Origin of the sequence: Serratia sp. 4542, from assembly GCF_016805595.1 — a bacterium.
GTDB lineage: Bacteria > Pseudomonadota > Gammaproteobacteria > Enterobacterales > Enterobacteriaceae > Serratia > Serratia nevei.
The window spans coordinates 298,836-312,557 of sequence record NZ_RXKV01000013.1 but is presented as its reverse complement, the minus strand read 5'-3'; the positions used below and the strand labels follow the sequence as shown (position 1 = coordinate 312,557).

The following is a 13,722-nucleotide window of genomic DNA, read 5'->3' as shown; positions in this document are numbered from 1 at the left end:
GCTTATAGCGACAAGTCCTGTAGCCGCTCAGACAACGGTTCCTGAGTCGACTGTTCAGCGTCAATATCATCCTTGACTTGTTGATACCAGGTCTGTTCATCCCACAGTTCAAACTTGTTGAACTGACCGACCAGCATCACTTCTTTCGTGAGCCCGGCGTGTTGCCGCAGCGTATTGGCTAACAGCAAACGACCGGCACTATCCATCTGACACTCACTGGCATGCCCCAGCAGCAGGCGCTGAACGCGGCGCTCGGCGGGATTCATGCTCGACAGACGTGATAATTTTTGTTCAATAATTTCCCATTCGGGCAAAGGATAAAGCAGCAGGCAGGGCTGATGGAGGTCAATGGTACAGACCATTTGGCCTTGCGATTCCTCGTTGAGCAATTCCCGATATCGGGTAGGTACGGCAAGCCGCCCTTTGCTGTCGAGGTTGACCATCGTCGCTCCACGGAACATTCCTGAGCTACCCCTTAGTGACCGTTTTCACCACTTTACCCCACAAATTCCCACACAATGGAGTTTACGGAGGGTATGAAAACCTTGTCAAGCCAGAGCGCCAGCGCTTTGGCAATATTTCTCTGGTCATTTTGGGAGCTGACTCGCGAAAGAAACTCTGATTATTCGACGATTAAAAATTAACACCATGATAAACGGAGAGAATTTTCTAAGCGGAAAGAATCTGATTAAAAACCTGACGAACTGGCGATTAATTAACTCATTACTTCCTTCTGCAAGCCATGTCTCATTTTTCAGCTCGGCAATCTCAGTGCGGTAACCGCTGGCGAGCCGCGCCCGCCAAGGCTCGGCGTTGGGCGAGCCGATCGCGGAATAAGGCCATAACTCCTTGAGTTAATAACGCTCAATCGTTATTCACCGTAAAACCGGGCGCTATTTTACTTCAATTTGCACGGCCGTGATGCGGCCGCGATAAAAATAAATGGTTCGGATATTACGAGCAGAAGTAATTTCGATTTAAATCAATTTGGTAAGATTATTCCCAAAATACCTGTTTACAATTATGGTTTCATTTTCTTACACCTTATTTCCACAATTTTTGCCGGAAAAAATCCCCATTCGACGCCAAAAATCGCAACCATATGTTTTTAATGAATTTATTTTAAACTACCGATTTTAATCTCTCTACCCTCTCCTCTCTCCCGGTTCTGCGGGACAAAAACCGAGCAAATGTTAAAAATAAAAATATAAATCTAGTTAAAAAAATCAATGCAGATTAGTACACTATATAAAAAGCAAAAAAGCAGTTTTAACAACCAACAATTTATAATTTAACAGAATTTTAACCAAAGGGAGGTAACACATGCTTTCGCCCGTAGCTCACTGGCGTAGCGCCGCTGCCGATACGTTCGCACTGGTGGTGTACTGCTTTATCGCCGGCATGGCGATAGAAGTGTTGATCTCCGGCATGAGCTTCCAGCAATCCCTCTCTTCGCGCCTGCTGTCGATCCCGGTCAACATCCTGATCGCCTGGCCTTACGGCCGCTATCGCGATCTGTTTATCCGCACGGCGCGCCGCTGTCCGCGCGGCCAATTCGTGCTGCGCAACCTCGCCGACCTGCTGGCCTACGTCAGCTTCCAGTCGCCGGTTTATGCCGCCATTTTGTGGAGCGTAGGCGCCGACGGCCAACAAATGCTGGCGGCGGTCACCAGCAATGCGCTGGTCTCCATGGCGATGGGCGTGGTGTATGGCTATTTCCTGGAATATTGCCGGCGGCTGTTCCGGGTGGCGGGCTACGTCTAAACCAGGAGCCCGGCAAAGCGGGCTCCTGTAGAGCGGACTATTTGCGGCTCAGGCTGCCGCGACGGAACAGATTGCGGCGGATACGCGTCAAACCCGGCTTGGGTTTACGCGGTTCATCCAGGCTGGCCAACACCAGCTCCAGCACGCGTTCGGCTACGTCACGATGGCGCTGCGCCACCGCGAGCACCGGGCACTCGAGGAAATCCAACAGTTCATGGTCGCCGAAGGTGGCAATCGCCAGATCGGTCGGCAAACGGCCACGTTGCTTCAGCGTCACGTCCATCACGCCCTGCAACAACGAGAACGAGGTGGTGAACAGCGCCTGCGGCATCGGGTGCGTTTTCAGCCATTCGGCAAACAGCGCGCCGGCGGCTTCACGTTCATAGCTGTTGGCGTACAGATAATCGACGTGGCGGGGATCTTCTTGCCAGGCCTGACGGAAGCCCTGCTCACGCAGGAAGCTCACCGAAAGCTCCGGCAAGGCGCCCAGATACAGCACCGATTCAGCCGGGAAGGTGCGCAGCTCCTGCGCCAGCGCAAAGGCGTCTTCCTGATCGGCCCCGACGACGCTGATGAAATGCTCGCGATCCAGCGCGCGGTCCAGCGCGATGATCGGCAGCGGATCGTTGGCCCAGCGTTGATAGAAAGGATGCTCCGGCGGCAAGGCGGTGGAGACGATGATGGCGTCCACCTGGCGCTGCAGCAGGTGCTCGATACAGCGCATTTCGTTGTCCGGCTGATCTTCGGAACAGGCGATCAGCAATTGGTAACCACGCTGGCGCGCCTGGCGTTCCAGGTAGTTGGCGATGCGGGTATAGCTGGTATTTTCCAGATCCGGGATCACCAGACCGATAGAACGGGTACGCCCGGCGCGCAGCCCCGCCGCGACGGCATTCGGGTGATAGTTATGCTCCCTGACCACGGCCATCACTTTCTCGACGGTTTTATCGCTGACACGATACTGCTTCGCCTTGCCGTTGATGACGTAACTGGCCGTCGTGCGCGAAACGCCCGCGAGACGCGCGATTTCATCCAGTTTCACATTAACCCCTTAATGACGCTGAAAATAGAAGTGAAGGCTGTGCTCGGATTAACCATGACATCCCGTACGGTTATTCAATCCAGCCTCTGCGATCTAACAGCAGAAAACACTGCCTAGCAACCGCTTTTGCCGAAAGGTGCCAGCAATCGGGCAAAAAATACCGAAAAACAAAGGGCGCAGCCACGCCGCGCCCCCGATTATTCGCCGCCAGACCGCGCTCAGCGCATGATTTTGTCGCCGCGCGACACGCCAACCACGCCGGAACGGGCCACTTCCACGATCTCCGCCACTTCACGCACTGCGCTCAGGAAGGCGTCGAGCTTGTCGCTGGTGCCGGCCAGCTGTACCGTGTACAGCGTCGCCGTCACATCGACGATCTGGCCGCGGAAAATGTCGGCGCAGCGCTTCACCTCTTCACGGCCGTAGCCGCTGGCCTGCAGCTTCACCAGCATGATCTCGCGCTCGACGTGGGCGCCCTGCACCAGCTCGCTGACGCGCAGCACATCCACCAGCTTGTGCAGCTGTTTCTCAATCTGCTCCAGCACTTTCTCGTCGCCGACGGTCTGGATAGTCATGCGCGACAGCGTCGGATCGTCGGTCGGTGCCACCGTCAGGCTCTCGATGTTATAACCGCGTTGGGAAAACAGCCCGACCACGCGCGACAAAGCGCCGGATTCGTTTTCCAGCAAGACAGATAAAATACGGCGCATGATCAGGTCCTCTCCGTTTTGCTAAGCCACATTTCGTCCATGCTTCCACCGCGGATCTGCATCGGGTAAACATGTTCGGTTTCATCGACGGTCACGTCGACGAACACCAGCCGCTCTTTTTCCGCCAGCGCCTGCGTCAGCTTGCTTTCCAGCTCATCCGGCGTGCGGATGGCGATACCGACATGGCCGTAAGCCTCGGCCAACTTGACGAAGTCCGGCAGAGAATCCATGTAGGACTGCGAGTGACGGCCGGAATAAATCATGTCCTGCCACTGCTTCACCATGCCCAGATAGCGGTTGTTGAGGTTCACCACCACCACCGGCAGGTTATATTGCAGCGCGGTGGACAGCTCCTGAATGTTCATCTGAATGCTGCCATCGCCGGTCACGCACACCACGGTTTCCTCCGGCAGCGCCAGCTTGACGCCCAATGCCGCCGGCAAACCGAAGCCCATGGTGCCGAGGCCGCCGGAGTTGATCCAGCGGCGCGGTTTGTCGAATGGATAATAGAGCGCGGCGAACATCTGGTGCTGGCCCACGTCCGAGGTGACATAGGCGTCGCCTTTGGTCAGTCGATGCAGGGTTTCGATCACCGCCTGCGGCTTGATGGTGCCGCTGTGCTTGTCGTAACCCAGGCAGTCGCGGGCACGCCACTGCTCGATAGACTGCCACCAATCGCGCAGCGCGTCGTGATCCTGCGCTTTCTCGTCCTGCGCCAGCAGCTCCAGCATCTGAACCAACACCTGCCTGGCATCGCCGACGATCGGAATATCGGCGTCCACCGTTTTGGAAATCGAGGTCGGATCGATATCGATGTGCAGCACGGTGGCATCCGGGCAGTATTTAGCGAGGTTATTGGTGGTGCGATCGTCGAAACGCACGCCGACGGCGAAGATCACATCGGCATGGTGCATGGTTTTGTTGGCTTCATAGGTGCCGTGCATGCCGAGCATGCCGACGCTCTGGCGATGGGTGCCGGGGAAAGCCCCCAATCCCATCAGGCTGCTGGTCACAGGCAGGTTCAGCTGCTCCGCCAACGCCAACAGTTCGGCTTCACAGCCGGCGTTGATCGCGCCGCCGCCGACGTACATCACCGGCTTTTTGGCCGCCAGAATGGTTTGTAACGCGCGTTTGATCTGCCCGCGGTGGCCCTGCACCGTCGGGTTATAAGAACGCATGCTCACGTCCTGCGGGTAGGCATAAGGCATCCGCACCGCCGGGCCGACGATATCTTTCGGCAGATCGATCACCACCGGGCCGGGGCGGCCGCTGGAAGCCAGGTAGAACGCCTTCTTCAACACCGCCGGGATGTCTTCGGTGCGTTTTACCAGGAAGCTGTGCTTCACCACCGGGCGAGAAATCCCCACCATATCGCACTCCTGGAAGGCGTCGTAGCCGATCAGCGAGCTGGGCACCTGCCCCGACAGCACCACCATCGGGATCGAGTCCATGTAGGCGGTGGCGATGCCGGTAATGGCGTTGGTGGCGCCGGGGCCGGAGGTCACCAGCACCACGCCCACTTCACCGGTGGCGCGCGCGTAGCCGTCGGCCATGTGCACCGCCCCCTGCTCGTGGCGCACCAGAATATGATCGATCCCTCCTACCGTATGCAGGGCGTCGTAGATATCGAGCACCGCCCCGCCGGGGTAGCCGAATACATGCTTAACGCCCTGATCGATCAACGATCGGACGACCATCTCGGCTCCTGACAACATCTCCATGGGTTTGCCTCCAGGCTTGCTTATTCTTCTCTGGCGCCGGAACGTAGCGCCTGCTGCGGGGCAATGCCCCAAAGTTTTTATGGGTTGTCGCTATCGAATTAACATAACGTCAGAATATGGGGCAGGCAAACGGCAAAATGGCTTAACGGTAGCGGGGTTATTGCCAAGCAGCTGGAGATCGCGGCTTTATAAAAACAATGCGCTAGCCTCGGGGTTGTCAGGCTAAGCATTGTTTCGAACAGGCGGGAAATTACAGAACTAAATCAGGTGAAGGATATGCCGATTTTTTGGCCGGGCACATGGCCCGGCGGCAGCGTCAGGCCTGTTCCTGGTACATCGAGTCGATTTCACGCTGATAGCGCTGCAGGATCACTTTACGGCGCAGCTTCAGCGTTGGCGTCAACTCCCCCAGCTCCATCGAAAAGGCCGCCGGCAGCAGCGTGAACTTCTTCACCTGTTCGAAGCGCGCCAGCTCCTTTTGCATCTCGCGCAGGCGCTTTTCGAACATCTCGAGGATTTCGCCGTTGCGCAGCAGTTCCAGGCGATCCTGGTATTTCAGGTTCACTGACTTCGCGTACTCTTCCAACGACTCAAAGCACGGCACGATCAGCGCGGAAACGAATTTACGCGCATCGGCGATGATCGCCACCTGCTCGATAAAGCGATCCTGCGCCAGCGTGCCTTCCAGCATCTGCGGCGCGATATATTTGCCGCCGGAGGTTTTCATCAAATCCTTCAGGCGTTCGGTGATGAACAGGTTGCCCTCTTCATCGATCGCCCCGGCGTCGCCGGTTTTCAGCCAGCCGTCCTCGGTAAAGGTCGCGGCGGTTTCCAAAGGTTTGTTGAAATAGCCGCGCATCACGATCGGCCCGCGCACCTGGATTTCATTTTCCTCGCCAATGCGCACCTCGACCTCCGGCAGCGGTTTACCGATGGAGCCGAAGCGGAAATGCCCCTCTTCCCAGCAGGAGACGGTCGCACAGGTTTCGGTCATGCCGTAACCGTACTTGATGTTGACGCCCATCGCCTGGAAAAACAGGATCACATTGTCGTCCAGCTTGGCGCCCGCCGCCGGCAAAAAGCGCACCCGGCCGCCGAGGATACCGCGCAGCTTGCTCAACACCAGCTTATCGGCCCAGCGGTGGGTGAAGTCGAACACTTTGCCCAACGGTTTGCCGGCGCGCTCCTGCAGGAATTTGCGCTCGCCGCAGACGATCGCCCAGTGGAACAACGCACGGCGCAGCCAAGGGGCGCGCGCCACTTTTTCGTGCACCGCGCTGAAAATCTTCTCGTAGAAACGCGGCACCGCACACATCAGCGTCGGGCGGACCTGCCCCATCGCTTCCCGCACCCAGTCGGTGTTCGGCAGGAAAACGTTCTGCGCGCCGGAATGCATCACAAAGAAGCTCCAGGCCCGCTCAAAAACGTGCGACAACGGCAGGAAGCTGAGCGACACATCTTCTTCGCCGACCGTCAGCCTTTCATCATGCAGGTAGAGCTGCGCCGCCAGGTTGCGGTAGTCCAGCATCACTCCTTTCGGCTCGCCGGTAGTGCCCGAGGTATAGATCAGGGTGAAGAGATCCTGCAGGTCGCACTCTTCAATACGCTGCTGGCGTTGAGCGGCAAAAGCCGCCGGATCGGCAGCGCGCTCGAAGGTGCTCAGATGCTGTGCGATCTCGCAGCCGCGCAGATCGGCCCCCTCGTCGAAGACGACAATATGACGCAGCTGCGGGCAGACGCCGCGCAGCGCGATGGCGGCGTCAAGCTGCGCCTGCTCGCCGACGAACAGTATACGGATGTCGGCGTCGTTGGTGACGAACGCCGCCTGTGCCGGCGTGTTGGTGGAATAAAGCGGAACGCTGATGCCGCGCAGGTGAAGGATAGCGAGATCGGTCAACGCCCAGGCCATCGTGTTATTGGCGAAAATACCGATGCGTTCTTGTACTTCGACGCCCAGCCCCAGCAGCCCGGCGGCAATGCGGTCAATACGAGTGGCGGCCTCTCCCCAGGTCAGCTGCAACTCGCCGTTGGGCGACCATTGGCGAAAAGCTGTGCGATCGGCTCGGTGGATGATTTGATGCTGTATACGATGGATCAAATGGTATTGCAGCAGATTAGTGATCATAGTGCTCTAAGCCTGAAATGAATCAAACAGTTAAGCCGGAACGACGCCTTACGGCCCTCATCTCAGCTTACACGTGTTTACTTTTTTCTGCGCAGTCTACCTAGTCTCAGGCAGGGGGAAAAGCGATTTCAGCGTAGAAGTGTGAGCCAAAACTCAGTCCGGCTTCCGCACTTTCATTGGTTGGACAAAACGGGGAGGAAAAGGTTTGCTGATGGCAATAAAACGCGGCCCATCCGGGCCGCCGCATCGAGTTAGTTTAAAATACCAGCCGGAAAGTAAAAATCAGAATATTAATTTATATTAATTATTTTTGCTGAACGAACAAACTCACTCTGAAAATAAGTTATTTTATCGCCGTAAAACCAAGAAACATCTTAATAAAAACACAGATAGTTCTTAGTTTTTATCATGAGAAAAAAACGCTCAGTTGAATATTATCTTTATGTGGCTCCCATTCTTTATCGCTTTACTTTGGGTTACCCGCCTCAATCAGGACGGATTTCATCCACTGGTGGCCTTTATCCCGCTCGGAGGATTCATGCCAGGAGAGATAGCAGGTGGCTTTATTCTCGTTGCCACATAAAGGAACCGCCTTTATTTTCAACGCTTCCTTCTGCTGTCGCACCAACCAAGCGGGCGCAATCGCCACCATTTCCGTTTGCGACACCATATTCAACACGCTGTAGAGATCAGTGCACTGTTGCGTCACGGCGCGCAGCATCGGCTCCTCTAAATAAAAAGGTTTACTGAACGATCCAAAACTCTCCAGGGAAACCGCAGCGTGCTGCTCGGCCAGCATGTGCTCCGGCGTCACTTCCTCGCCTATTCTCGGATGCGCCTGCGCAACCGCCAGCACTAATTCGTCGTCGAACATCGCCAGGCTGCGAAACTCCGCCGATTCGAAACGGCTGTAGCCGATGACAAACTCGACGTCCTGATAACGCAATTGATGCTCAATATTATTGTTGATGTACGACTTTATTTGCAGGTTAAGCTGCGGCGCGATCTGTTTGACGTGATTGATTATCCCGGCGCCCAGACGCAAATCGAGCGGGCTGCACAGCGACAGGGAGAACGCTCGCGTGCTGGTCAGCGGTTCGAACTCGGCGCCCGGCAACTCATTTTGCACCAGCTGCAGCGCTTGCCGCACCGGCCCAAAAAGCTGCCTGGCCCGCATGGTGGGCTGGATCCCGCGCCCACAGCGCACGAAAAGCTCATCGTTGAACATCACCTTCAGGCGCGCCACCGCGTTGCTCACCGCCGGCTGCGACATCCCTAACGAATTAGCGGCTCGCGTAATATTTTGCATTTGCATCACGGCGTCAAACACCGTCAGCAAATTAAGATCGACGCTGCGCAAATGAATCTCCGCCGGCTCTTTGACCATGGCGATTTCTGAATCATATTCAGCCATATTTCACTCCACTAAATCCTGTGTAGATAATCTAATCCTTGTGCTCGACAAACAATGAAACGCCGCATTGCCTTATCTTTGCACGACAAATCCTGCCATTACCGCCATCAGCCGATAAAAAACCTCGTGTTATCGTCACGATATAAGTCGTATGTGGAATACATGTCAGCAGCTTCTCCCGTCAGCGGGAAGAATGCCACCTGGGTGGTACTAATAATTAGGTATCAACAATGATTAAGACAATTAAACAACCTAACCGCACAGTATGAGACAAACTATAGAAACACATCATAAGCAATCAAACCATCTAAAAACACCGCTCACTTTGTGTAAAAACGCATTATTTTGTTATATTATGACTAAAACAATCAATTAATCATATGAATTTAATTTAAATCATTTGTATTAAAAATGTTATTTTATTGCCCCCCGTGATTAATTCCTCTTATTTTTTCATCACAAATCTTAACGCAACGAAATCCAGAAGCAATTAGCGCAGTATATATTCGATTCGTTTATGCTAAGCAGCACGCAAACTGGCCCCGTTTTTTCTCTAGGGCGTCGCTTTTTTGCCGCATGATCCTCTGTTCGGCCGATTCGCCGATGCATTGTCCCCGCATTCAATCAGGTGTTGACATCGCCAGGGCAATCACGTATCAAATTAGGCAGACACCCCATTTAAGAGAAGCTGAACCCTTATGATCCGTACTCACCGTCTACTAGGCCTACTACTTAACGCATCTTGTTTGCGCGGTATGCCTGTGGACGAAGTTCGGAGCTGACTCAGCCGATCACCCATAAGAAACCCGCGCTACTGCGCGGGTTTTTTTTTGCCCGCTTAGCGTGAAATCAACACGATAAGGAATGCACCGATGAGCCAACAAGTCATTATTTTCGATACCACGCTGCGTGATGGCGAACAGGCATTGCAGGCCAGCCTGAGCGTAAAAGAGAAGATTCAGATTGCGCTGGCGCTGGAGAGAATGGGCGTCGACGTGATGGAGGTCGGCTTCCCGGTCTCTTCGCCGGGCGACTTCGAGTCGGTGCAAACCATCGCGCGCCAGATCAAGAACAGCCGCGTCTGCGGCCTGGCCCGCTGCGTAGACAAAGACATCGACGTGGCCGCAGAAGCGTTGCGCGTCGCCGAAGCGTTCCGCATCCACGTGTTCCTGGCCACCTCGACCCTGCACATTGAATCGAAGCTGAAACGCTCGTTCGACGAAGTGTTGGAGATGGCGGTGCGCTCGGTCAAACGTGCCCGCAACTACACCGACGACGTAGAGTTCTCCTGTGAAGACGCCGGCCGCACACCGATCGACAATCTGTGCCGCGTGGTCGAAGCCGCCATCAATGCCGGTGCCACCACCATCAATATCCCGGACACCGTCGGCTACACCACGCCGAACCAGTTCGGCGGCATCATCACCACCTTGTATGACCGCGTGCCGAACATCGACAAAGCCATCATCTCCGTGCACTGCCACGACGATTTGGGCATGGCGGTCGGCAACTCCATCGCCGCGGTACAGGCCGGCGCCCGTCAGGTGGAAGGCACCCTGAACGGCATCGGTGAACGCGCCGGCAACTGTTCGCTGGAAGAGGTGATCATGGCGATTAAAGTGCGCCAGGACATCATGAACGTGCACACCAACATCAATCATCAGGAAATTTTCCGCACCAGCCAGATCGTCAGCCAGCTGTGCAACATGCCGATCCCGGCCAACAAGGCGATCGTCGGCTCCAACGCCTTCGCCCACTCCTCCGGCATTCACCAGGACGGCGTGCTGAAGAACCGCGAAAACTACGAAATCATGACCCCGCAGTCGATCGGCCTGAAGGACGTGCAGTTGAACCTGACTTCCCGCTCCGGCCGCGCGGCGGTGAAACACCGCATGGAAGAGATGGGCTACCAGGAGCAGGACTACAACCTGGATACCCTGTACGCCGCCTTCCTGAAGCTGGCCGACAAAAAGGGCCAGGTGTTCGACTATGACCTGGAGGCGCTGGCCTTCATCAATAAACAGCAGGAAGAGCCGGAGCACTTCAGCCTGGGCTACTTCAGCGTGCAGTCCGGCAGCAGCATCATGGCTACCGCCTCGGTGAAACTGATCTGCGGCGGCGAAGAGAAAGCCGAGGCCGCCACCGGCAATGGCCCGGTCGATGCGGTTTATCAGGCAATCAACCGCATCACCGACTACCCGATCGAGCTGGTGAAATACCAGCTGACCGCCAAGGGCCATGGCCGCGACGCGCTGGGCCAGGTGGATATCGTGGTCTCATACAACGGCCGCCGCTTCCACGGCGTAGGTCTGGCGACCGACATCGTCGAATCCTCCGCCAAGGCGATGGTGCACGTGTTGAACAATATTTGGCGCTCACAGCAGGTAGAAAAAGAAAAGCAGCGCCTGCAGCAAAACAAACATCAAAATAATCAGGAAACGGTGTGAACATGACGAAGACTTATCACATTGCCGTCTTGCCCGGAGACGGCATCGGCCCGGAAGTAATGGCTCAGGCGCGCAAAGTGTTGGACGCGGTGCGTCAACGCTTTGACATTCGCATCACCACCGCCGAGTACGACGTCGGCGGCATCGCCATCGATCGCCACGGCAGCCCGCTGCCGCCGGCGACCGTCGCCGGCTGCGAGCAGGCCGACGCCATCCTGTTCGGATCGGTAGGCGGCCCGAAATGGGAACACCTGCCGCCGGCCGAGCAGCCGGAACGCGGCGCGCTGTTGCCGCTGCGCAAGCACTTCAAGCTGTTCAGCAACCTGCGCCCGGCACGCCTGTATCAAGGGCTGGAGGCATTCTGCCCGCTGCGCGCCGACATCGCCGCCCGCGGCTTCGACATTCTGTGCGTGCGCGAACTGACCGGCGGCATCTACTTCGGCCAGCCAAAGGGCCGCGAAGGCCAGGGCATGCAGGAGCGCGCTTTCGATACCGAGGTGTATCACCGTTTCGAGATTGAACGCATCGCGCGCATCGCCTTCGAATCCGCCCGCAAGCGCCGTAACAAGGTGACGTCGATCGACAAGGCCAACGTGCTGCAGAGTTCCATCCTGTGGCGTGAGGTGGTCAATCAGGTCGCCAAGGATTACCCGGACGTGTCGCTGTCGCACATGTATATCGACAACGCCACCATGCAGCTGATCAAGGATCCGTCCCAGTTCGACGTGCTGCTGTGCTCCAACCTGTTCGGCGACATCCTGTCCGACGAATGCGCGATGATCACCGGCTCGATGGGCATGTTGCCGTCCGCCAGCCTGAACGAGCAAGGCTTCGGCCTGTACGAACCGGCGGGCGGTTCCGCGCCGGATATTGCAGGCAAAGGCATCGCCAACCCGATTGCGCAGATCCTGTCCGCCACCCTGCTGCTGCGTTACAGCCTGGGCGCCGATGAAGCGGCCGACGCCGTGGAGCGCGCCATCAACCAGGCGTTGGAACAGGGCTACCGCACCGCCGATCTGGCCGGTGACGGCAAAGCCGTCAGCACCGATGAAATGGGCGACATCATCGCTCGCTTTGTAGCTCAGGGGGCATAACATGGCCAAGACCTTATACCAGAAGCTGTACGACGCCCACGTGGTGCACGAAGCGCCGAACGAAACGCCGTTGCTGTATATCGACCGTCACCTGGTGCACGAAGTCACTTCGCCGCAGGCGTTCGACGGCCTGCGCGCCATGGGCCGCAAGGTGCGCCAGCCCGGCAAAACCTTCGCCACCATGGATCACAACGTGTCGACCCAGACTAAAGACATCAACGCCAGCGGCGAAATGGCGCGCATCCAGATGCAGGAGCTGATCAAGAACTGCGCGGAATTCGGCGTTTCGCTGTATGACCTGAATCACCCGTTCCAGGGCATCGTACACGTGATCGGGCCTGAGCAAGGCATGACGCTGCCGGGCATGACCATCGTCTGCGGCGATTCGCACACCGCCACCCACGGCGCTTTCGGCTCGCTGGCGTTCGGCATCGGCACCTCCGAGGTGGAACACGTGCTGGCGACCCAGACCCTGAAGCAGGGCCGCGCCAAGACCATGAAGATTGAAGTCACCGGCGACGCCGCCGAGGGCATTACCGCCAAAGACATCGTGCTGGCGGTGATCGGCAAAACCGGCAGCGCCGGCGGCACCGGCCACGTGGTGGAGTTCTGCGGCAAGGCAATCGAAGCGTTGAGCATGGAAGGCCGCATGACCCTGTGCAACATGGCGATCGAAATGGGTGCCAAGGCCGGGTTGGTCGCACCGGACGACACCACCTTCGCCTACCTGAAAGGGCGCCAGTTCGCACCAACCGGCGAAAACTGGGAGCAGGCGGTCGCCTATTGGCGCACGCTGAAGTCCGATGCCGACGCCCAATTCGATACCGTGGTGACGCTGCACGCCGAAGAGATCGCGCCGCAGGTCACCTGGGGCACCAACCCCGGCCAGGTGATCGCCGTCAATCAGGCGATCCCGGCGCCGGAATCGTTCAGCGATCCGGTCGAGCGCGCCTCTGCGGAAAAAGCCTTGGCCTACATGGATTTGAAACCGGGCATCAAATTGACCGACGTGCCGATCGATAAAGTCTTCATCGGCTCCTGCACCAACTCACGCATCGAAGATCTGCGCGCGGCGGCAGCGATCGCCAAGGGGCGCAAGGTCGCCAGCGGCGTGCAGGCCATCGTGGTGCCGGGATCCGGCCCGGTGAAGGCCCAGGCGGAAGCCGAAGGGTTGGACAAAATCTTTATCGAAGCCGGTTTCGAATGGCGTTTGCCGGGTTGCTCGATGTGCCTGGCGATGAACAACGACCGCCTGAATCCGGGTGAGCGTTGCGCATCCACCAGCAACCGTAACTTCGAAGGGCGTCAGGGCCGCGGTGGGCGTACCCACCTGGTCAGCCCGGCGATGGCCGCTGCGGCCGCCGTCGCCGGTCACTTCGCCGACATCCGTGATATTCACTAAGGG

The 13,722-nt window shown here is 57.1% G+C and carries 10 protein-coding genes; 4 read left to right on the top strand and 6 right to left on the bottom strand.

Features of this window, described 5'->3' with window-relative positions; genetic code table 11:
* Window positions 1–2: 2 nt before the first annotated feature.
* Window positions 3–461 (bottom strand): division/cell wall cluster transcriptional repressor MraZ, encoded by a 459-nt coding sequence (gene mraZ, locus EKL15_RS20770; RefSeq protein ID WP_025159638.1) that lies wholly within the window; start codon window positions 459–461, stop codon window positions 3–5.
* 862 nt (window positions 462–1,323) lie between these two features.
* Between mraZ and EKL15_RS20765 the strand changes: the two genes are divergently transcribed.
* Window positions 1,324–1,764: an L-alanine exporter AlaE gene (locus EKL15_RS20765; protein ID WP_060422463.1), complete on the top strand. Its 441-nt coding sequence runs from the start codon at window positions 1,324–1,326 to the stop codon at window positions 1,762–1,764.
* A gap of 37 nt (window positions 1,765–1,801) precedes the next feature.
* Here EKL15_RS20765 and cra read toward each other — a convergent pair whose 3' ends face one another.
* From cra to leuO, 5 genes are all read right to left on the bottom strand, one after another.
* Window positions 1,802–2,806 (bottom strand): catabolite repressor/activator, encoded by a 1,005-nt coding sequence (gene cra / locus EKL15_RS20760; protein ID WP_004932801.1) that lies wholly within the window; start codon window positions 2,804–2,806, stop codon window positions 1,802–1,804.
* A 218-nt stretch (window positions 2,807–3,024) separates the two neighbouring features.
* A complete protein-coding gene (gene ilvN, locus EKL15_RS20755; RefSeq protein WP_004932806.1) occupies window positions 3,025–3,516 on the bottom strand; it encodes an acetolactate synthase small subunit in 492 nt (163 codons plus the stop codon).
* A gap of 2 nt (window positions 3,517–3,518) precedes the next feature.
* Complete coding sequence (ilvI, locus tag EKL15_RS20750; protein ID WP_100396047.1) at window positions 3,519–5,237, bottom strand: acetolactate synthase 3 large subunit; 1,719 nt, start codon at window positions 5,235–5,237, stop codon at window positions 3,519–3,521.
* 316 nt (window positions 5,238–5,553) lie between these two features.
* Window positions 5,554–7,362, bottom strand: coding sequence for a long-chain fatty acid--CoA ligase (locus EKL15_RS20745; protein ID WP_100396046.1), 1,809 nt, complete (start codon window positions 7,360–7,362; stop codon window positions 5,554–5,556).
* 466 nt (window positions 7,363–7,828) lie between these two features.
* Complete coding sequence (gene leuO / locus EKL15_RS20740) at window positions 7,829–8,776, bottom strand: transcriptional regulator LeuO (RefSeq protein WP_203090310.1); 948 nt, start codon at window positions 8,774–8,776, stop codon at window positions 7,829–7,831.
* Between the two features lie 872 nt (window positions 8,777–9,648).
* Between leuO and leuA the strand changes: the two genes are divergently transcribed.
* Genes leuA through leuC form a run of 3 tightly spaced genes read left to right on the top strand, consistent with a single transcriptional unit; the run spans window position 9,649 to window position 13,719 of the window.
* Complete coding sequence (gene leuA / locus EKL15_RS20730; protein ID WP_004932820.1) at window positions 9,649–11,223, top strand: 2-isopropylmalate synthase; 1,575 nt, start codon at window positions 9,649–9,651, stop codon at window positions 11,221–11,223.
* Window positions 11,224–11,225: 2 nt separating this feature from the next.
* Window positions 11,226–12,317: a 3-isopropylmalate dehydrogenase gene (gene leuB, locus EKL15_RS20725; RefSeq protein WP_060440781.1), complete on the top strand. Its 1,092-nt coding sequence runs from the start codon at window positions 11,226–11,228 to the stop codon at window positions 12,315–12,317.
* Window position 12,318: 1 nt separating this feature from the next.
* Complete coding sequence (gene leuC, locus EKL15_RS20720; RefSeq protein WP_048232639.1) at window positions 12,319–13,719, top strand: 3-isopropylmalate dehydratase large subunit; 1,401 nt, start codon at window positions 12,319–12,321, stop codon at window positions 13,717–13,719.
* The last annotated feature ends 3 nt before the right edge of the window (window positions 13,720–13,722 follow it).

What these genes read in the sequence shown, in the direction of transcription:
- mraZ (WP_025159638.1), bottom strand. Translation starts at nt 461, where the DNA reads ATGTTCCGTGGAGCGACGATGGTCAACCTCGACAGCAAAGGGCGGCTT.
- EKL15_RS20765 (WP_060422463.1), top strand. Translation starts at nt 1,324, where the DNA reads ATGCTTTCGCCCGTAGCTCACTGGCGTAGCGCCGCTGCCGATACGTTC.
- ilvN (WP_004932806.1), bottom strand. Translation starts at nt 3,516, where the DNA reads ATGCGCCGTATTTTATCTGTCTTGCTGGAAAACGAATCCGGCGCTTTG.
- ilvI (WP_100396047.1), bottom strand. Translation starts at nt 5,237, where the DNA reads ATGGAGATGTTGTCAGGAGCCGAGATGGTCGTCCGATCGTTGATCGAT.
- EKL15_RS20745 (WP_100396046.1), bottom strand. Translation starts at nt 7,362, where the DNA reads ATGATCACTAATCTGCTGCAATACCATTTGATCCATCGTATACAGCAT.
- leuO (WP_203090310.1), bottom strand. Translation starts at nt 8,776, where the DNA reads ATGGCTGAATATGATTCAGAAATCGCCATGGTCAAAGAGCCGGCGGAG.
- leuA (WP_004932820.1), top strand. Translation starts at nt 9,649, where the DNA reads ATGAGCCAACAAGTCATTATTTTCGATACCACGCTGCGTGATGGCGAA.
- leuB (WP_060440781.1), top strand. Translation starts at nt 11,226, where the DNA reads ATGACGAAGACTTATCACATTGCCGTCTTGCCCGGAGACGGCATCGGC.
- leuC (WP_048232639.1), top strand. Translation starts at nt 12,319, where the DNA reads ATGGCCAAGACCTTATACCAGAAGCTGTACGACGCCCACGTGGTGCAC.